The sequence below is a fragment of the Bacteroides muris (ex Fokt et al. 2023) genome (assembly GCF_024704895.1).
GTDB classification, from domain to species: domain Bacteria; phylum Bacteroidota; class Bacteroidia; order Bacteroidales; family Bacteroidaceae; genus Bacteroides; species Bacteroides muris.
The window spans coordinates 1-19,402 of record NZ_JAMZEE010000036.1 but is presented as its reverse complement, the minus strand read 5'-3'; the positions used below and the strand labels follow the sequence as shown (position 1 = coordinate 19,402).

At 47.9% G+C, this 19,402-nt stretch carries 16 protein-coding genes; 10 read left to right on the top strand and 6 right to left on the bottom strand.

Translation table 11 applies throughout. The features are described from left to right. Positions 1 to 41 precede the first annotated feature (41 nt). The 8 genes from M1B78_RS13605 to M1B78_RS13570 all read left to right on the top strand — a co-directional run bounded on the left by M1B78_RS13605 (position 42) and on the right by M1B78_RS13570 (position 10,458). Complete coding sequence (locus M1B78_RS13605; RefSeq protein ID WP_250706356.1) at positions 42 to 893, top strand: endonuclease/exonuclease/phosphatase family protein; 852 nt, start codon at positions 42 to 44, stop codon at positions 891 to 893. An 11-nt stretch (positions 894 to 904) separates the two neighbouring features. Further along, positions 905 to 3,175 carry a glycoside hydrolase family 3 N-terminal domain-containing protein gene (locus tag M1B78_RS13600; protein WP_257940952.1) on the top strand — a complete coding sequence of 757 codons (2,271 nt, stop codon included), beginning with the start codon at positions 905 to 907 and terminating at the stop codon, positions 3,173 to 3,175. A 33-nt stretch (positions 3,176 to 3,208) separates the two neighbouring features. Further along, entirely contained in the window at positions 3,209 to 4,774 is a 1,566-nt protein-coding gene (locus M1B78_RS13595) for a sulfatase family protein (protein WP_257931374.1), read from the top strand. 56 nt (positions 4,775 to 4,830) lie between these two features. Beyond that, entirely contained in the window at positions 4,831 to 6,564 is a 1,734-nt protein-coding gene (locus tag M1B78_RS13590; RefSeq protein ID WP_257940951.1) for a family 43 glycosylhydrolase, read from the top strand. 94 nt (positions 6,565 to 6,658) lie between these two features. Next, the gene (locus M1B78_RS13585; protein WP_136008829.1) at positions 6,659 to 8,395 is read left to right on the top strand and encodes a family 43 glycosylhydrolase; all 1,737 of its coding nucleotides are present in this window, start codon (positions 6,659 to 6,661) and stop codon (positions 8,393 to 8,395) included. Between the two features lie 19 nt (positions 8,396 to 8,414). Beyond that, positions 8,415 to 8,669 carry a hypothetical protein gene (locus tag M1B78_RS13580; RefSeq protein ID WP_246866864.1) on the top strand — a complete coding sequence of 85 codons (255 nt, stop codon included), beginning with the start codon at positions 8,415 to 8,417 and terminating at the stop codon, positions 8,667 to 8,669. A gap of 47 nt (positions 8,670 to 8,716) precedes the next feature. Further along, positions 8,717 to 9,460 carry a prolyl oligopeptidase family serine peptidase gene (locus M1B78_RS13575; protein ID WP_370281962.1) on the top strand — a complete coding sequence of 248 codons (744 nt, stop codon included), beginning with the start codon at positions 8,717 to 8,719 and terminating at the stop codon, positions 9,458 to 9,460. Continuing rightward, positions 9,457 to 10,458 carry a metallophosphoesterase gene (locus M1B78_RS13570; protein ID WP_257940950.1) on the top strand — a complete coding sequence of 334 codons (1,002 nt, stop codon included), beginning with the start codon at positions 9,457 to 9,459 and terminating at the stop codon, positions 10,456 to 10,458. Before M1B78_RS13575 ends, M1B78_RS13570 begins: the two co-directional genes overlap by 4 nt. A gap of 4 nt (positions 10,459 to 10,462) precedes the next feature. Here M1B78_RS13570 and M1B78_RS13565 read toward each other — a convergent pair whose 3' ends face one another. From M1B78_RS13565 to rpoN, 6 genes are all read right to left on the bottom strand, one after another. Then, complete coding sequence (locus M1B78_RS13565; RefSeq protein ID WP_257940949.1) at positions 10,463 to 11,377, bottom strand: glutaminase; 915 nt, start codon at positions 11,375 to 11,377, stop codon at positions 10,463 to 10,465. A 10-nt stretch (positions 11,378 to 11,387) separates the two neighbouring features. Beyond that, on the bottom strand, positions 11,388 to 13,253 hold the full coding sequence (locus M1B78_RS13560) for a 4-hydroxy-3-methylbut-2-en-1-yl diphosphate synthase (RefSeq protein WP_257931347.1): 1,866 nt from the start codon (positions 13,251 to 13,253) through the stop codon (positions 11,388 to 11,390). 70 nt (positions 13,254 to 13,323) lie between these two features. Then, a complete protein-coding gene (gene purE, locus M1B78_RS13555; RefSeq protein ID WP_257931348.1) occupies positions 13,324 to 13,833 on the bottom strand; it encodes a 5-(carboxyamino)imidazole ribonucleotide mutase in 510 nt (169 codons plus the stop codon). Between the two features lie 21 nt (positions 13,834 to 13,854). Then, on the bottom strand, positions 13,855 to 14,235 hold the full coding sequence (gene gcvH / locus M1B78_RS13550; protein ID WP_136008835.1) for a glycine cleavage system protein GcvH: 381 nt from the start codon (positions 14,233 to 14,235) through the stop codon (positions 13,855 to 13,857). Positions 14,236 to 14,285: 50 nt separating this feature from the next. Next, positions 14,286 to 14,948: a hypothetical protein gene (locus tag M1B78_RS13545; protein ID WP_136008836.1), complete on the bottom strand. Its 663-nt coding sequence runs from the start codon at positions 14,946 to 14,948 to the stop codon at positions 14,286 to 14,288. 74 nt (positions 14,949 to 15,022) lie between these two features. Then, positions 15,023 to 16,513, bottom strand: coding sequence for an RNA polymerase factor sigma-54 (gene rpoN / locus M1B78_RS13540; RefSeq protein ID WP_257931349.1), 1,491 nt, complete (start codon positions 16,511 to 16,513; stop codon positions 15,023 to 15,025). A 178-nt stretch (positions 16,514 to 16,691) separates the two neighbouring features. Between rpoN and M1B78_RS13535 the strand changes: the two genes are divergently transcribed. Both M1B78_RS13535 and M1B78_RS13530 read left to right on the top strand, forming a co-directional pair. Further along, the gene (locus M1B78_RS13535; protein WP_257931350.1) at positions 16,692 to 18,065 is read left to right on the top strand and encodes an aminopeptidase P family protein; all 1,374 of its coding nucleotides are present in this window, start codon (positions 16,692 to 16,694) and stop codon (positions 18,063 to 18,065) included. A 72-nt stretch (positions 18,066 to 18,137) separates the two neighbouring features. After that, positions 18,138 to 19,307: a DUF418 domain-containing protein gene (locus M1B78_RS13530; protein ID WP_257940948.1), complete on the top strand. Its 1,170-nt coding sequence runs from the start codon at positions 18,138 to 18,140 to the stop codon at positions 19,305 to 19,307. The last annotated feature ends 95 nt before the right edge of the window (positions 19,308 to 19,402 follow it).

The following is a 19,402-nucleotide window of genomic DNA, read 5'->3' as shown; positions in this document are numbered from 1 at the left end:
ATTTTGATTAGGTTTTACATAGATTAAAAAGGTTTGTAACCATGAAAAACGTATTTATCAATAGTGTATTGGTTGTTTTCGCATTGCTTGTCGCCTCGTGCGGCAGGCAACCGGAAGCCAAAGTAGAGGTGATGTCGTTCAACATCCGTCTGGATCATGTGGCGGACAGTATGAACAATTGGAAATACCGCAAGGACCATGCGGCACAAATGATTGCTTATTATGCTCCGGACATTATAGGCATGCAAGAGGTGGTGAAGAACCAACTCGATGACTTGAAGGAGCGTCTTCCGCAATATACCGCTCTCGGTGTAGGTCGTGCAGATGGAAAAGAGAAAGGTGAGTATTGCTCTCTTTTCTATAAGACAGACCGTTTCGAACTATTGAAGAGTGGAAATTTTGGGCTGAGTGAAACTCCTGATTCCATCGGAAAGAAAGGCTGGGATGCGGCTTGCGAGCGTATTGTGACTTGGGCTGTACTGAAAGACAAGGTGAGTGGTAGGGAAATAGCAGCTTTCAATACTCATTTCGATCATGTAGGTAAAGTGGCACGTCGCGAAAGTGCCGTGCTGATACTTGAGAAGATAAAACAAATGGCGGGTGACCTTCCGGTAATTGTTACCGGAGACTTTAATGGAACGGTAGATTCCGAGCCGGTCACTGTATTGACGGAAGGTGGAATGAAGAATGCTTGCGTTACGGCGAAAGTCGCTTACGGACCGACGTGGAGTTTCCATGACTTCGGGCGCATCCCGGTAGAGAAACGTAGGTTGATAGATTTTATTTTTATAAAAGGTGCTGTAGAGGTGGAGCGTTACCGAACCATTGATGATAAGCCGGACAACGGCTATCTCTCCGATCATGCTCCCGTAATGTCTATCTTAAAACTATAAAAGCATTTACTATGAAAAAGAATTTATTGATTGGAGCTGCCTTGATACTTTCTGTGGGTACGGCATGTACTTCAGGAGCTGGTGATTGGCAGAGTTACAGCGGTGACAAACGGATAGAAGAGCGTGTCGATTCTGTACTTGCCTTGATGACACTTGAAGAGAAAATAGGTCAGATGACCCAATATTCTGCTAAGAGCGATATTGTGACCGGTCCGCAAGTAAATACGGACATTGAACCTCTATTGAAGAAAGGATACATAGGTAGTCTTTTCCATGCCACTTCTTCTGCCGCCATCCGCAAGACACAAGAGACGGCGCTAGCGGAATCCCGGTTGAAGATTCCAGTGCTCTTTGCTTTCGATGTGATACACGGTTTTAAAACGATATTCCCTATTCCTTTGGCCGAGTCGTGTGCCTGGGACGCCGAACTGGCAGAAAGAAGTGCGTCCATTGCCGCTGCCGAAGCTTCGGCAGTGGGTGTTAACTGGACTTTTGCCCCCATGGTGGACATTTCACGTGATGCACGTTGGGGACGGGTAATGGAAGGCTCTGGTGAGGATCCTTATCTGGGTTCATTGCTCTCTGCCGCACGTGTACGCGGTTTCCAGGGTGAGAAGCCCGAAGACTTGATGCGGCTGGACAAGATGCTGGCTTGCGCCAAACACTTCTGTGCATATGGTGCTGCTGAAGCAGGTCGTGATTATAATACGACTGATGTGTCCGAGCGCTCTTTGCGCGATATTTATTTCCCGCCTTTCAAGGCTGCCAAAGATGCGGGTGTGGCTACTTTCATGACTGCCTTCAATGAGATTTCCGGTGTGCCTTGCACTTCCAGTGAATTCCTTTATCAGGATGTGCTTCGTGATGAGTGGGGGTTCAACGGTTTTGTAGTGACGGATTATACGGCTATCAATGAGCTTGTTCCCCATGGCGTGGCACGCAACGAGGCTCATGCCGCCGAGTTGGCTGCCAATGCGGGCATCGAGATGGATATGACCGGAGGTGTGTTTCATGCACATCTGCTGCAAGCCGTGAAAGAGGGCAAGGTGAACGAAGAAACCATTGATAATGCCGTACGCCGCATTCTGGAGATGAAATTCCTTTTAGGCATTATGGACGATCCTTACCGCTATCTGAATGAGGAGCGTGAGAAGGCTACTATCATGAAACCCGAGTTCTTGGAAGCAGCGCGCGATGCTGCTCGTAAGTCGGTAGTATTGTTGAAGAATGAGAATAACTTTTTCCCGATACAACCCTCCGAACGTAAGACTGTAGCTTTGATAGGCCCTATGGTGAAAGAACGTAACAGTGTGAACGGTGGTTGGGGTGGACGGGGAGACCGTCAACGGAGTGTCACTCTTTTTGAAGGGTTGGAAAAAAAGTACGGAAACTCGAACGTACGTTTTCTTTATGCCGAAGGCTGCGATCTTCGCAAGCCTGGAACTGCAGGATTTGCACAAGCTGTGTCCGTGGCTCGTCAGGCAGATGTCATTCTGGTTGCTGCCGGTGAAGACCAGAACTGGAGTGCCGAGGCTGCTTGCCGCACGGACATCACCCTGCCTGCTTCGCAGCGCGACTTGCTGAAGGAACTTAAGAAAACGGGTAAGCCCATCGGATTGGTATTGATGAACGGTCGTCCGCTGGAACTTACTTGGGAGGACGAGAATATGGATGCTATTCTCGAAGCCTGGTATCCGGGCACGATGGGTGGTCATGCCATTGCCGATGTCATCGCAGGCGACTATAATCCTGCCGGAAAGCTGACAATGAGTTTTCCACGTTCGGTGGGGCAGCTCCCGCTTTACTATAACCACAAGAACACCGGACGACCGCTTCCTCCGGACAATCCGAAGATGGACTACAAGTCTTCTTATATTGACTGTCCCAATTCTCCGCTTTATCCTTTTGGATATGGCTTAAGTTATACTAGTTTTGAGGTGGATAACTTGAAGTTGGACAAGGAGGAGCTGAAAAAGGGGGAAACACTTACCGTTACAGTGGATGTAGCCAATATCGGTAAAGTCGGTGGTGAAGAGGTGGTACAGCTTTATATTCGCGACCTTGTGGGAAGTGTGACTCGTCCGGTGAAAGAATTGAAGGGTTTTCAAAAGCTGTATCTCAAGGCTGGCGAGAAGAAGTCGCTGACATTTGTGCTGACTGAAGAAGACCTTGCCTTTTGTGGTGCTGATATGAAGATGCTGGTGGAACCGGGAGAATTCCGGCTCTGGGTAGGAACATCGTCGGCAGATGAGCGGAATGAATCTATTTTTACGTTGATATGATAAATTGAAAAATCTTATAAATCATTGAAGATGATGAATCATAAACTATCTTTAGGACTTACCATGCTTCCATTGGTTCCTGCTGTTCAGGCTCAGGAACAAGGCCGGCAAGACGGTGAACGTCCTAACATTATTTTTATCATGAGTGATGACCATGCACAGCAGGCTATGAGTATCTATGGTCATCCTATAGGTAAAGTGGCACCTACTCCTAATATTGACCGTATCGGGCAGGAAGGAGCTGTGTTCTGGAATAATTATTGCTGCAATTCTATTTCAGGCCCCAGTCGCGCCGCGATACTTACTGGCAAGCATAGCCATAAAAACGGCTTCATGAAGAATTGGGCACTAGGTTTCGACGGCTCTCAGCAGACGTTGCCTAAACTGTTGCAACAAGGCGGCTATGAGACTGCCGTCATCGGCAAATGGCATCTTATTTCCAAGCCGACGGGATTTGACCATTGGATGATTCTCAATGACCAAGGCGAATACTGTAACCCACAGTTCATTACCGAGGGGGACACTACTATTCATAAAGGATATGTGACCGACCTCATCACTCAATATTGTGAGGAATGGATGGACAACGGTCGTGACAAGAACAAACCGTTCTTCCTGATGATGCACCACAAAGCCATTCACCGCAATTGGGTACCTGCCGAACGGCATTATCGTTTGTATGAACACGCCAAGTTCCCACTTCCCGATAATTATTACGATGCCTATGAGGGACGTTACGCAGCACAGATGCAGAAGATGAATATATACCGTGACATGTACGAAGGTCACGATTTGAAGATGGTTGCGGGTATCGATAGCGACAGCCTGCTCTTTGACCCTTGGCCGCACGCTTTCATGGGAACAATGACACCAGAAGAACGCCGCCGTTTCCTTGATGCTTACCGCGATCGAAATAATGAGTTCTATTCCAAGCCACGTTCATTTAAGGAAGTGGCTGAATGGAAATACCAACGTTACCTGCAAGACTACATGGCTTGTGTAGCAAGTGTGGACGAGAGTGTGGGCGAGATACTGGACTATCTCAAACGTACGGGGTTGGACAAGAATACGATTGTAGTCTATACCACCGATCAAGGCTTCTACTTGGGCGAACATGGCTGGTTTGATAAGCGTTTCATGTACGAAGAGTCTTTTGGCATGCCGATGGTGATGCGCTGGCCGGGACATATCAAACCGGGTACGCAAGTTACAGGTCTGACCCAGAACATCGACTTTGCTCCTACTTTCCTTGATATGTGCGGCATCTCCATTCCGCAGGACATGCAGGGCATTTCGTTCAAGGAACTGGTGGAAAAAGGCAAGACGCCGCGCGACTGGCGTAAGTCCTTGTACTATCACTATTATGAGTTTCCCGGCTTCCACAGTGTGCGTGCCCATTACGGTGTGAAGATGGAACGCTACAAGCTGATGCACTTCTACGTGGATGACAATTGGGAACTTTATGATCTCAAGACAGACCCTGAAGAGATGCACAATCTTTATGGGAAGAAGGGAATGGAGAAGATTACCACCGAACTGAAGGCTGAACTGGCACGCTTGCAAAAAGAATACGATGTGCCGCAGGAGTTATGCCGCTGAAAAGCTACCGGAAGACATGTTGAACATTAATAACCTGATAATAAAGATAAAAGATAATGAGAAGACTGATTACTAATCTGCTGCTGGCATTATTATGCTTGGTGTCTCCCCTTTTGGCGCAGGACATGCGCATGGATACTTATTGTAATCCGCTGAATGTAGACTATACCTATATGATATACAATTCTTCGAAAGACATCTCTTACCGCTCGGGGGCCGACCCTGCCGTAGTAGAGTTTTGTGGAGAATATTATATGTTCGTTACCCGTACGCACGGCTACTGGCATTCTACGGATTTGCAAAACTGGAATTTTATCAATCCGGGGGAAAACTGGTATCCACAAGGTTGTAACGCTCCGGCGGCACATAACTACAAGGATTCAGTACTTTATGTCTGTGGCGATCCTTCGGGTGTGATGAGTGTGCTTTATACCGACAACCCCAAGTCGGGTAACTGGAAAGCCACTCCTGCCATCATCACCAACTTGCAAGACCCTGACCTTTTTCTTGATGATGACGGCAGTGCTTACATGTTCTGGGGCTCTTCCAACAAGTGGCCCATTCGCGGCATGAAGCTCAACAAGAACCATCGTTTCATACAAGAAGGCGAGAAGCTGGAACTTTTCAATCTCGACCCAGAGAAACATGGTTGGGAACGTTTTGGAGAAAATCATGCCGATACCGTGCTGGGCGGCTATATCGAAGGACCGTGGTTGACAAAGCACAACGGGAGGTATTACATGCAATATGCCGCTCCGGGCACTCAGTTCAATGTATATGCCGATGGTGTATATGTGGCCGACCATCCGATGGGACTTTATACCTATCAGAAACATAACCCCATTTCCTATAAGCCTGGCGGTTATATCAACGGTGCCGGTCATGGAAGTACGGTGCTCGGACCAGGTAGGCAATATTGGCATTTCGGTTCTATGGCTCTGCCCATTAATATGCACTGGGAACGCCGTCTCTGCATGTTCCCTACTTATTTTGACGAAGACGGCATCATGTATTGTGACACCCGTTTTGGAGATTATCCCCGTTATGCACCTACTGTGCCGGGAAAGAAAGGGGAGTTCCGCGGCTGGATGCTTCTTTCTTACAACAAGCCTGCCAGAGGTTCTTCGGCTGTAGAAGGTCATACTGCTGCCGGATTGACGGACGAGAATTGCAAGACCTATTGGCTGGCTTCTTCCAACGATGAAACGCAGTGGGTGGAGATAGACCTTCAGGCACCTGCCACTGTAAACGCTATTCAGGTGAATTACAACGATTATAAGAGTGATATGTATGGTCGTTATCCCGATTTGCGCCACCGTTACACTATCGAAGGTTCCGTAGATGGCGTCAACTGGATACGTCTTGTCAACCGTAGCAACAGTTTCAAAGACACTCCGCACGATTATGTGGAACTGGAAATCCCTGCCCGGGTACGTTATGTACGTTACAAAAACATCCATGTTCCCACACCGCACCTTTCCATTTCTGCCATCCGTATTTTCGGTCTGGGCGAAGGTAAGGCGCCTGCTCAAGTGAAGACATTTGACCCTCGCCGTCACGAAGATCGCCGTGACATCACGCTGACTTGGAAACCGGTGAAAGGTGCACAAGGATACAACATCCTTTGGGGTATTGCACCGGACAAGCTTTACAGTTCTTGGATGGTGTATGGTGACGAGTGTAGGCATCTGATGAAATGTCTTTCTACCGACCAGAAATATTATTTTGCTATCGAATCTTTCAATGAAAACGGTGTATCTCAAATTTCTGTCGTTAAAGAAGTGAAATAATGTGTTGTAAAATGAGGGTGTGCCATCAACCGTTTTGACACACCCTTATTTGTCGTTTTATGTGTATTTTGTTTATTGTCAGCTTAATAAAACTATGGATAAAAAGTCGTATTGCATCGCTTGGTTGATGTTGTTGTTCGTCGGTTCATTACATGCACAATATCGTACTACTACCTACTGTAACCCTCTTAATCTGGACTATACTTATCCTTTTCACAATTCCCATTTGGGCAAGTCCTATCGTTCGGGTGCCGACCCTGCCGTAGTGGAGTTTCGGGGGGAGTATTATATGTTCGTTACCCGTTCCTGGGGTTATTGGCATTCCAAGGACTTGCTGAATTGGGACTTTATTACTCCCGAAAAATGGTATTTCGAAGGTTGCAATGCTCCTGCTGCCCATAATTATAAAGATTCCGTACTCTATGTTTGTGGGAATCCATCCGGAGCCATGAGCATACTGTATACCGATAATCCCAAACGGGGGGACTGGAAGGCAGTGCCATCGGTGCTCCACGACCTTCAGGATCCTGCCCTTTTCATTGATGATGATGAACGTGCTTATATGTATTGGGGGTCTTCCAACCGTTGGCCTATCCGTGGTAAGGAACTTGATATGAAGAATAAATTCCTGCCGATAGCGAAAAAGCCGGATTCACTGCTCTTTCTCCGTCCTGACATTCATGGGTGGGAACGTTTTGGCGAAAATCATACCAGTGACATCAAACCATTCATCGAGGGTGCGTGGATGACGAAACACAATGGGAAATATTATTTGCAATATGCCGCTCCGGGCACTCAGTTCAATGTGTATGGTGACGGTGTTTATGTAGGAAAATCTCCTTTGGGGCCTTTCGAGTATGCGGCTCATAATCCGTTTTGTTACAAGCCGGGAGGATTTGCTACCGGTGCCGGGCATGGAAGTACGGTTTGTAGTCCCGGAGGAATTTACTGGCATTTCGGTACGATTCATCTGTCCATTAATTATAAGTTTGAGCGTAGGCTTTGTATGTTTCCTACATTTTTTGACGAAGACGGTGCGATGTACTCCGACACTTACTTTGGCGATTATCCTCATTATTCTCCCGACCAGGTTTCGCGACAGACGACAAGCGGTGGTTTCCGGGGCTGGATGTTGCTTTCTTATGGCAAACCCGTGAAGGCTTCTTCGCAATTAGAAAGTTATCCGGTGGAAAATGTGACGGACGAGAACTTGAAAACCTTCTGGGTGGCCGAAAAAAATGACGATAAGCAATGGGTGGAGATAGACCTTGAAGAAGTGAGTGACGTGTATGCCTTGCAACTGAATTTCTTTGACTATGAGGAAACCGGATTTTGGGGACGTATGCCAAACCTCCGGCAACGCTATCTTGTAGAAGCTTCGGTGGATGGTGCCCGTTGGCGGGTATTGGTGGACTATCGCAACAGTTTCCGTGATGCCCCTCATAATTACATAGAACTGGATCAACCGATAGAAGCACGCTATATTCGTTATCGCCACCATTACGTGCCGGGCAAGAATCTGGCAATGGGGGATATTCGCGTGTTCGGTTTGGGACGTGGGAAAAAACCGGCTACGGTAAAAGGTTTTACGGTAGTGCGTGAAGCGGACGAACGTAATGCCCGCATTTCTTGGAAAGCGGTGAAGGGTGCGCAAGGCTATAATGTATTGTGGGGTGTTGCTCTTGATAAATTGTATAGTTCGTGGATGGTATATGGCGATAATTCATTAGACTTACGTGCCCTCACGGTGGGACAAAAATATTATTTTGCCATCGAGGCATTCAATGAAAATGGTATTTCGCAACGTGTCTTTCTTCGAGAGGCGCACTGATTGTATAAAATGAACAGTAATGAAACAGATAATACACTCTTTTTTATATGGTAGTGCCGTTTGGGCTGCTTGTACTGTATCGCAGGAGGTCAAGGCCGGTGGAATCCCTGTCTCTACCACAGAGGATGGAGATGCTGTTAGCCCAAATATTGTTTGTGTGGTATGTGAAGACATCGGTCCTTGGCTGCACTGTTTCGGTGACAGTGTGGCAGTGCAGGCTTTCTGGGTGGGATATAAGAAGAGTGAGATAGTAGACTTTTTAATTGAACATTAATTTTGTAGGATATGAAGAATACAGTTTGTACAGCCTTGATGCTGTTGATGTCTGTGTGTATGTATGCGCAGGAGTTGTATGGAGAGTATGAAAAGAAAGTGTATGTCTCTTCGCAGGGAGATTCGTTGAAGTACCGTTTGCTGCGTCCCGAAGCAGAAAAGGCAGGGAAGAAATATCCGTTGGTGCTTTTTCTGCATGGTGCGGGCGAACGAGGAGATGATAATCAGAAGCAATTGGTGCATGGTGGGCAGATGTGGCTCAATCCGGTGAACAGAGAGGAATATCCGGCTTTTGTATTGGCTCCCCAGTGTCCTAAGGAAGATTATTGGGCTTATGTGGGTCGTCCCAAGTCGTTTGTACCTGGAGAAATGCCCGAGGTACAGGAGCTTACGCGTATATTCCGCACATTGAAGGAGTTGCTGGATACCTATTTGGCTATGCCCCAGGTGGATAAAGACCGGATTTATGTGATGGGACTTTCCATGGGCGGTATGGGGACGTTTGATTTGGCGATACGTTATCCCGAAGTTTTTGCCGCAGCCGTTCCCATCTGTGGTATTGTGAATCCGGCAAGGCTTTCTGCCGCCAAAGACGTGAAGTTCCGTATTTATCACGGAGATGCCGATAACATTGTTCCGGTAGAAGGTTCGCGTCAGGCTTACAAGGCCTTGAAGGCTGCTGGTGCCGATGTTGAGTATATCGAATTCCCCGGAGTCAATCATGGCAGCTGGACACCGGCGTTCAATGATTCTGAGTTTATGGGTTGGCTGTTTAATCAGAAGAAAAAATGATGAGAATATTGTCTGTTATCGGAGCGCTCTTTTTAGGGGGCGCTTTTTTTACTTCTTGCACCACTTCTGGTCGGGTAAGTACTTTTGTGGTATTGCCGGATACGCAGACTTATCTGGAACAATGTCCGGAGGTCTTCGAGTCGCAAGTGGACTGGTTGGTTGCCAACCGTAAGAAAATAGATGCCGTATTCCAAGTGGGAGATTTGACACAAGATAATTCTCCGGTGGAATGGGCGTATATGCAGAAAGCTTTTCATCGTATTAGCCAAGCGGGAATACCTTATTCTGTCGTGTGGGGAAATCATGATATTGGCAGTAAGCCCGGTAAGTTTTCGGACGTGCATAACACTGCAATGGCCAACAAGTATTTTCCTCTTTCCGATTATATGCAGAAGAGCTATTGGGGAGGCAGTGCGGATGGAAAGACATTGGATAACTATTACATAAACCTTAGGTCGGGCGATACCGATTGGCTGGTCTTGAATCTGGAATTCGGACCTTCTGATGAGGCTCTGCAATGGGCCGATTCCATAGTGGATATTCATCCGGATAAGCTTGTCATATTGAATACACACGCCTATTTGTATTGTGACAGTACGTTGCATGACGGGAAAGACTGGTGGCGTCCTCAAGGATATGGCATCGGCAAAGAACTCGGACGCACAATGAACGATGGTGCTGGAATTTGGAAGAAATTGCTTCTCAGACATCGCAATATGATAGCTGTTTTTTGTGGGCATGTCTTGAAAAGCGGAGTCGGCACGCTGGTCTCTATAGGGAAAGAGGGAAATAAAGTGTATCAGATGCTGGCAAACTATCAGCGTGGTGTGGAAGGTAGTAGATTGGGAGGTGAGGGCTACTTACGCATTGTAACTTTTAACCGGAAGACAAGGGAGATAGATGTGAAAACCTATTCTACTTGGAATAAAGCCTACCACCCCTCCGAGCATCATAACTTTAAGTTCAGAGAGGTGGACTTTGATAAATATTTACGCTGATTTTTCAGAAAATAGACTCCTGCGTCTGTGTAGTCAGCAATTCCAATGCCTTGATGCCCATCACTGAATTCCCTTTTCGGTTTAGCCTCGGGCTCCATACGGCCACCGAATAGCGCAACGGATAAACGGCGGCTATGCCGCCTCCTACACCGCTTTTCCCCGGAAGTCCCACCAGATAAGAGAATTCTCCGGCTTCGTCATAAAAGCCGCATGTCTGCATGATGGCATTTATTCTTTTTACCTGGGAGGAGGTCAGCGTGATGTTCTCGAATGCAAAGGCTTGTTTGTGGTTGGCGAAAGGTAAAAAGGCCTTGGCCAAATCATGGCAGCTCATCTCTATGGCGCATTGCAGGAAATAGAAACGGAGCACGCGTTCGATGTCATTGCTTATGTTGCGGTGGTATTTCAGTAGGTTGGCTATTGCCGCATTCAGATAGCCGTTTTCGCGTTCGGACAGGGCCACCTGTTCGTTATAGCCAATCAGGTCGTTTCCGCTGATGGAACGGATAAAGCGTAGATATTCCTCTTCGGGATGCTTCAGATGCTTCAGCAGGATGTCAGTCATCACAATGGCTCCGGCATTGATAAACGGATTCCGGGGAATACCTTTTTCTACCTCTAGCTGCACCAGCGAGTTGAAGGCAGTACCCGAGGGCTCTTTGCCCACTCTTTTCCATAGATTGTCTCCTTCGAGGCTCAGACACATGGCAAGTGAGAATACTTTCGAAATACTTTGTATGGAGAAGCCTGTGGTAGCTTCTCCATGCATAAAGGTTTCGTCTTGGATTGTGCGAATGCACATCCCGAACTGATCCGGGTTGATTTTGGCAAGTGCCGGAATGTAATCAGCTTGTTTGCCAATGGTGGCATAGGGCTGTATTTCCTGATGAATGTCTTTCAGTATTTTCTGATAATCCATACTATATTTTTTATTTTTCTATATAGTCGCCATTGTCTCTGATAAGTTTTATCAGTTTTTCTACCGCTTCTTCTTCGGGAATGTTCTTTTCGACGCATTCTTTCTTCTTGTAAAGGCTGATTTTACCTCGTCCGGCACCTACATAGCCATAGTCAGCATCTGCCATTTCTCCGGGACCGTTGACAATGCATCCCATGATGCCTATCTTGAGCCCTTTCAGATGACCGGTAGCTGTCTTGATGCGGGCAATGGTGCTTTCCAGGTCGTAGAGTGTGCGTCCGCAGCCGGGGCAAGAGATGTATTCGGTCTTGCTGGTACGTACACGTCCGGCTTGCAGGATGCCGAAAGCAGTGGCATCCACCATTTTGCCATTTATGGTTTCTCCTTGGTTGAAAAGAAGTATACCGTTGCACAGTCCGTCGAAGATAAGTGCTCCCATATCGGCTGCTGCTTTAATTTGCAGGTTCTCCACTTCATTCTCTGCATAGTGCTCAAAGAAGACTACCGGATTTTTCAGGCCTTCCTTCATCATCTGGTGTACCAGGGCGCGTTGTTCGCCCAATCGGTTGGAATGGTTGCTTTGCGAAATCAGCACGACTTCCGGATGATACTTCAGGCAGGCGATGGCTTCGTCATTCAATCCCATATAAGTGATGAAGAGGAACTTCAATGAGGCGTTGCAGCTGCTTAGGAAAGGTAGCTGGTCTCCTTTGAAGACAGGCCAGGCATTGACCGGCACTGCTTCGTGGATGTGTCGTTCCATCCAGATGTCGGCGTCGATAATACATTGCACACCTTTCGGCAGTTGTTCGGGAATGGAACGTCCCGTATAGATATAATCCGGAATGAATTGCGGATTAAAGTTCATGTCCCCGTTCAGGCGTGCGGCAATGACCACGGGTAGATTGCCTCCGCCGATATTGTGTACGGCAGTAGTCTCGCGGAGGGTGGGAGAGAGATAATTGAATTCCGGTACATCTGCTCCGGGGATGTAAGGATGGTCGCGGCGCTGCACGATATAGTCCACTAGTTTGCGGGCTACGGGAATTTCTGCCTCCGGGGCTTCGCTCAAGGAAACGCGAATGGTGTCACCCAAACCGTCTGCTAACAAGGCCCCGATGCCCAGAGCCGACTTGATGCGTCCGTCTTCTCCGTCTCCGGCTTCCGTTACACCAAGGTGCAACGGGAATTGCATGCCCTCCTGCTCCATGACGGCTGCCAGCAAGCGTACTGTCTTTACCATGACCACTGTATTGGATGCTTTGATGGAAATAACTACATCCGTAAAATGCTCTTGCACGCAGATACGCAGAAATTCCATACAAGATTCCACCATACCTTCGGGGGTATCGCCATAGCGGGACATGATGCGGTCGGACAATGAACCGTGGTTCACGCCGATGCGGATGGCAGTATGGTTCTCCTTGCAGATATTGAGGAAGGGGACAAAGCGGTCGTGTATCTTCTGCAACTCCTGAGCGTACTCTTCGTCGGTATACTCCAGATGCTTGAAAGTACGTGCCGCATCCACATAGTTTCCCGGATTGATACGTACTTTCTCTACATATTGTGCTGCCACATCCGCTACCTTCGGATTGAAGTGAATGTCGGCCACGAGTGGCACCATATAACCGTCCTGACGTAGCCTAATGTTAATATTCATCAGATTCTCAGCCTCTTTGACGCCTTGGGCTGTGAGGCGTACATACTCTCCTCCGGCATCGACGATACGTTTGGCTTGTGCCACGCAGGCTTCTGTGTCCTGCGTAGCGGTATTTGTCATACTTTGTATGCGGATAGGATTGGAGCCGCCCATGGGGGTGGCTCCGATGTTTACTTCTGATGTTTCCCGTCGGGAATAGTTGAATAAATCCATTTCTTTAATTGATAGTTGATAATTTATAATTGACCGTTGGTTGGATTGCCTCATTGTCAATTACTCATTGTCAATTTGTCTTATATTCGTACTTCACATCCTTCAAGTCTTCATTTGCCTTGACTATTTTCCTTTTCAACCCCTCTTTGTAGGCAGCGAATGTTTCAGCTAATGAGGAATCGCTCAGTGCCAGCATTTGTACGGCAAGGATGGCAGCGTTCATGGCACCATTGATGGCAACGGTAGCTACCGGTATGCCCGGAGGCATTTGGATAATGGAGTAAAGGGCATCTACGCCATCGAGTACAGCCCCCTTTATGGGAACACCGATTACCGGCAGCGTGGTATTGGCGGCAATGACACCGGGCAGGGCGGCAGCCATGCCGGCAGCGGCAATAATCACTTTAATGCCGCGTTGGCGGGCATTCTTGGCAAATTCCTCCACTGCTTCCGGGGTACGGTGAGCAGAGAGGGCGTTCATTTCGAACGGTACATGCAGGTCATTGAGCAATTGCGCGGCCTTCTCCATAACGGGGAGGTCGGAAGTACTGCCCATGATGATACTAACGATTGGGGACATAATTAAATTATGGGTTATAAGTTATTCGTTTATCAGAGCTTTGTAGGCTTCTGCATCCAGCAGGCTGTCGAAATCGGCATCTGCAGCGGGTTTGATTTTAATGAGCCAGCCTTCACCATACGGGTCTTGGTTTACCAATTCCGGTTGATCGGCAAGCGTTTCGTTCTGTTCCAGAATTTCTCCATTTACAGGCAGAAAGAGATCTGAAATGGTTTTTACTACTTCAATGGTGCCGAACACTTCATCGGCAGCCAATGTTTCACCTACTGTCGGAATATCGACAAACACGATGTCACCCAATTGGTCTTGTGCATAATCAGTAATACCTACATAAGCTACATCGCCTTCCTGGCGAATCCATTCGTGTTCTTTGGTGTACTTTACATTAGTCGGGAAGTTCATGATCATTAGTTTTTAAAGGTTGATACTTATTTAATTGATAAATCAAAATTTTAAAAGAGAAAGATTCGGAACAGTATGTTGCTCAACGGATGGAGCACCAACAGCGAGCAGATAAGTCCTACGGCAAAGCCTCCCATTACTTCGCCCAAAGTGTGGTGCTGCAGGATGATGCGAGCGGTGCCCAATATGCCTGCCACCAGTATAAAGAGGCATAACCACCATACGGGATTGTAGCTGAACAAGGCACTGAAAGCCACCAACCCGCCGATTACAGCTCCGGCGCCTGCCATGTGTTCGCTCAGTTTCCATTTCAGGTTGACTATCACACAGATAATCATCATTACTAGAACAGAGAGAATAATGCCGGTCATGTACCATGGGATATTGAGCCGATGCATCATGAGCAGGCAGAATATGTAGGAAGTGATGGTCAAGATAAAGGGAACATACCTCTTTTTCCGTTCCACTAGTTCTCCCGGACTGAAACCGTTGACTTTGCGGAAGATAAAGATGGTTAGGGTAGGCATAAGGATGGTGAAGCAATACACCACACCCAGCACTATCAACTTGTACTGCAACGGCATGATGCGCAGGTACGAGAAAATGAATAGAGCCAGAAAAGCCAAGAAAGGGATAGAGAACGGTGTGAATACGACCGAAATCACTTTCGCTGTTCTGATTAAAGTCTTATCTTCTATAATATGCTCTTCCACAACTTAATTTATTTACGATTTACTGTTTTGAATGTTTTTGTTTATACTCTTGATTAATTACGGGTTATTATTTCTCACTTTCTCAGTCGTGCCACCGGGATATTCATCTGTTGGCGATACTTTGCCACCGTGCGGCGGGCTATGGGATAACCTTTCTCCTTCAGCAGCTCGGTCAGTTCGTCGTCGGTCAGAGGCTTTTTCTTGTCCTCGTTGTCAATGCACTCTTTGAGTATCTTACGTATCTCGCGTACGGACATCTCTTCACCATCTTCGGTTGTATAGCCGTCGTTGAAGAAGAACTTCAGCGGGTAGATGCCGTAGTTGGTCTGTACATATTTGCTGTTGCTCACACGGGAGATGGTCGAGATGTCCAATCCGGTGCGCTCGGCAACATCTTTCAGAATCATGGGGCGGAGCAGTGATTCGTCCCCTTCGAGGAAGAAAGGGCGTTGCAGGTCTATGATGGCCTGCATGGTGGTCATCAGCGTATTCTGGCGTTGCTTCACGGCATCGATGAAACCTTGTGCGGCATCCATTTTCTGTTTAAGGAACATCATGGCGTCGCGGGATTCCTTGGACTGGTTGGCCCGGTTCTTGGTATGTTCTTCCACCATTTCGGCGAAGTCGCGGCTCATGCGCAGTTCCGGCACATTGCGGTTGTTCAGTGTCACGTTGATAGTACCGTCATCATAGGTGTCTACAAGGAAGTCGGGAACAATCTGCTGCATGTTCTTTCCGATGGTTTCGCCAAGCGAGGCACCGGGACGGGGATTCAGTCTGCATATTTCCTTAACGGCTTGTTGCAGAGTCTCTTCGCTGATACCTAATTTTTGCATAATCTTGTCCCAATGCTTGCGGGTAAACTCTTCGTAGCACTGGGTAAGAATATCTTCTTCCATGTAGTATTGTGGAGGCGAAGGCATGGGCCGTTGGGCTTCCTTGCGTCGAATCTGGAGGAGCAGGCACTCTTGCAGGGTGCGAGCACCCAGACCGGCGGGGTCGAAGTCTTGTATAATCTTCAATACTTCTTCCAGTTCTTCGGGAGAAGCGTCGATGCCGGCGTAGATGGCGAGTTCGTCGCTGATGCTGTCCAGCGATTTGCGCAGCAGACCATCGTCATCCAGTGAGCCGATGAGATATTCGGCCAGTTCGCGCTGGTGCGGGGGCAAATCCTGCTCGCCAAGCTGCTGGCGCAGGGTCTCATAAAAAGAGGTGGTGTCGGAGAAAGGAATTTCTTCTGCCTGCTCTCCTTTGCTGCGGTTGTTTTCCTGCAGTTTGTAGTCGGGGATATCGTCTTCGTTCAGATAGTCGCTTAAAGAGTCATAACTGGTGTCTTCACCATCTTCTGAACCGGTTTCCGTATCGGGCATGTCGGAATATTCATCACCGGGAGTATCTTCTTTGCCCTCTTCCAGTGCCGGATTTTCCAGAAGTTCGGCACGTACGCGGTCTTCCAGTTCCACAGCGGGGAGTTCCAGCAGTTTTACTACCAGAATCTGTTGCGGAGACAGCGTCTGTATCTGCTGTTGCGCTTGAGTCTGTACTTGTCGGGAACCTTGTGCCATACTTTATAGATTACGAATTACAAGTTACAAATTACAAATATGGGAAAATTTCTACTGCAAAAATAGTGAATAGTTCGGGAACGCGAAATCTTCTCTTATGATATTTAACAAGAAAGCGGGAGCTTGGTTGCTTTTTTGTCACTATCTTTGTTCCATAACTACTAAAATATGGAACGTTATGTTTACTAAAGAAACGTATGTGCAGCGCAGAGCCCAGCTGAAAAAAACAATCGGCTCCGGAGTATTACTGTTTTTGGGTAACGATGAACAAGGGTTGAACTATGAGGACAATACTTTCCGTTACCGTCAGGATTCCACTTTTCTCTACTATTTTGGCTTGTCGTTTGCCGGACTGTCGGCAATCATCGACATAGATGAAGATAAGGAAATCATTTTCGGTGATGAGTTGACTATTGACCATATTGTATGGATGGGTACCCAGCCCACCCTTCACGAAAAGGCTTCTGCTGTGGGCATTTCCGAAACTCGTCCTTTTGCCGATATCGTCAGCTATTTGCATAAGGTTGTACAGATGGGGCAGACCATTCATTATCTGCCTCCTTATCGTGCCGAGCACAAATTGAAGCTGATGGACTGGCTGGGTGTTCCTCCGGCACGTCAGGAAGGTTCCGTGCCGTTTATCCGTGCGGTGGTGGCACAGCGCAACTACAAATCGGCAGAAGAGATAGTGGAAATAGAAAAGGCATGCGATGTGACTGCCGATATGCACATCACGGCCATGAAGGTGCTTCGTCCGGGAATGTACGAGTATGAAGTGGTGGCCGAAATGAGCCGAATTGCCGAGATGAACAACTGTGAGCTGTCTTTTGCAACGATTGCTACTATTAACGGTCAGACTTTACACAACCACTATCATGGAAACGAAGTGAAGCCGGGAGATTTATTCCTGATTGATGCCGGTGCCGAACTTCCTTCGGGTTACTGTGGAGACATGTCGTCCACCGTGCCTGCCGACAAGACTTTTACTTCCCGGCAGCGTGCCGTTTACGAGATTCAGAACGCCATGCACCTGGAGGCTGTTAAAGCGCTTTGCCCGGGCATTCCTTATATGAAGGTATACGAACTTTCTGCCCAAGTGATGGTGGAGGGGCTGAAAGAGCTGGGATTGATGAAGGGCAATGCCGAAGATGCCGTACGCGAAGGTGCTCATGCACTGTTCTATCCTCACGGACTGGGACACATGATGGGACTGGACGTGCACGATATGGAAAATTTAGGTGAACTTTGGGTCGGCTATGACGGTCAGCCCAAGAGTACACAGTTCGGTCGCAAGAGTCAGCGCCTTGCCATTCCTCTGGAACCGGGCTTTGTCTTTACGGTTGAGCCGGGCATCTATTTCATTCCCGAACTGATTGACCTTTGGAAGGGGGAGAAGAAATTCGCTGATTTTATCAATTATGATAAGGTAGAGGAATACCGTGATTTCGGTGGCATCCGTAATGAGGAAGATTATCTGGTTACTGAAACGGGGGCACGCCGTTTGGGTAAGAAAATTCCGTTGACACCGGAAGAGGTGGAGGCGTTGCGCTGAACCAAAGCGCATGGCAGGCTTTATGATGAACGTAAGTAGACAGGAAGAATGAAAATTAACGGATATAAACAGATGGAACAACAGATACAGAAGCACGCACGGGTCGATGTGGCCGATGTGTTGCGTGGACTGGCGGTGATGGGTATCATCCTGCTGCATTCGATTGAACATTTTAATTTCTACTCTTTCCCTGACGAGGCGGGACGGAGTGCATGGCTGGCCTTTACCGACCGTGCTGTGTGGGACGGACTTTTCTTTCTTTTCGGGGGAAAGGCGTATGCCGTGTTTGCCCTACTTTTCGGCTTCAGTTACTTTATTCAGTACGACAACCAGCGGTTGCGTGGACGAGATTTCCGTCTGCGTTTCTGTTGGCGGTTGGTGTTGCTGTTTTTTATCGGCAACCTGAACGCATCGTTCTTTACTGCCGAGGTGCTGGTGCTCTATTCACTGGTGGGGTTCATCTTGCCGCTGGTGTGCCGTCTGCGTGACAAGTGGATATTTGTCTTGGCTTGCGTGTTACTCGTTCAGCCGTTGCCGCTTTATTATGTTGTACGTGCCGCCCTTGATTCAACTTTCATGACACCTGCCCTGCCGACGGGTAGTCTGTGGGCCGCCACATTTCAGGCACAGAGCCATGGCACCTTCCTAGAAACCTTGTGTGTCAATCTGTGGGAAGGACAATTGGCCAGTCTGGCGTGGGCGTGGGACAACGGGCGTGTATTCCAGACTGCGGCTCTTTTCCTTTTCGGCTATTTGATAGGCCGCCGGGAGTTGTTCCGAGAGGACAATCTGAAATTCTGGAACAAGGTGTTGTGTGGTTCTCTGGTAGCCTTTTTCCCACTCTATGGGTTAGGCAACATGTTGCCTGATTTTGTAGAAAATGCTTCGGTGCGTATACCGCTACTGCTGGTGGTGTCTTCGTTGTATAAGTTCGCTTTTATGCTGTTGCTTGTATCGGCTGTGCTGAATGCTTATTACCGCACTGATTTGCAGAAATGCCTGAACTATCTTATCCCTTACGGCCGTATGAGCCTGACCAATTACATCATGCAGAGTGTTATAGGTTCTATGTTGTTCTATAACTGGGGATTCGGTCTGCACGATAAACTGGGCATTACAGCCAGTGTGCTGGTGGGTGCCTTGATTTTCGTGCTGCAATTGGCCTTCTGCCGGTGGTGGTTACATCGCTACGGGCATGGCCCAATGGAATATCTGTGGAAACGGGCTACGTGGCTGAAGTGAGTGACTCATGCCTGAAAATGAGGTTGTGTCAAAATGCTGGCACAACCTTTTTTTATGCGCAAAGCCCGGACTTTCCCAAGCCCAGGCTTTGTTAT

Coding starts and splice junctions, on each gene's coding strand:
- M1B78_RS13605 (WP_250706356.1), top strand. CDS start 42: ATGAAAAACGTATTTATCAATAGTGTATTGGTTGTTTTCGCATTGCTT.
- M1B78_RS13600 (WP_257940952.1), top strand. CDS start 905: ATGAAAAAGAATTTATTGATTGGAGCTGCCTTGATACTTTCTGTGGGT.
- M1B78_RS13595 (WP_257931374.1), top strand. CDS start 3,209: ATGAATCATAAACTATCTTTAGGACTTACCATGCTTCCATTGGTTCCT.
- M1B78_RS13590 (WP_257940951.1), top strand. CDS start 4,831: ATGAGAAGACTGATTACTAATCTGCTGCTGGCATTATTATGCTTGGTG.
- M1B78_RS13585 (WP_136008829.1), top strand. CDS start 6,659: ATGGATAAAAAGTCGTATTGCATCGCTTGGTTGATGTTGTTGTTCGTC.
- M1B78_RS13580 (WP_246866864.1), top strand. CDS start 8,415: ATGAAACAGATAATACACTCTTTTTTATATGGTAGTGCCGTTTGGGCT.
- M1B78_RS13575 (WP_370281962.1), top strand. CDS start 8,717: ATGTCTGTGTGTATGTATGCGCAGGAGTTGTATGGAGAGTATGAAAAG.
- M1B78_RS13570 (WP_257940950.1), top strand. CDS start 9,457: ATGATGAGAATATTGTCTGTTATCGGAGCGCTCTTTTTAGGGGGCGCT.
- M1B78_RS13565 (WP_257940949.1), bottom strand. CDS start 11,377: ATGGATTATCAGAAAATACTGAAAGACATTCATCAGGAAATACAGCCC.
- M1B78_RS13560 (WP_257931347.1), bottom strand. CDS start 13,253: ATGGATTTATTCAACTATTCCCGACGGGAAACATCAGAAGTAAACATC.
- purE (WP_257931348.1), bottom strand. CDS start 13,833: ATGTCCCCAATCGTTAGTATCATCATGGGCAGTACTTCCGACCTCCCC.
- gcvH (WP_136008835.1), bottom strand. CDS start 14,235: ATGAACTTCCCGACTAATGTAAAGTACACCAAAGAACACGAATGGATT.
- rpoN (WP_257931349.1), bottom strand. CDS start 16,513: ATGGCACAAGGTTCCCGACAAGTACAGACTCAAGCGCAACAGCAGATA.
- M1B78_RS13535 (WP_257931350.1), top strand. CDS start 16,692: ATGTTTACTAAAGAAACGTATGTGCAGCGCAGAGCCCAGCTGAAAAAA.
- M1B78_RS13530 (WP_257940948.1), top strand. CDS start 18,138: ATGGAACAACAGATACAGAAGCACGCACGGGTCGATGTGGCCGATGTG.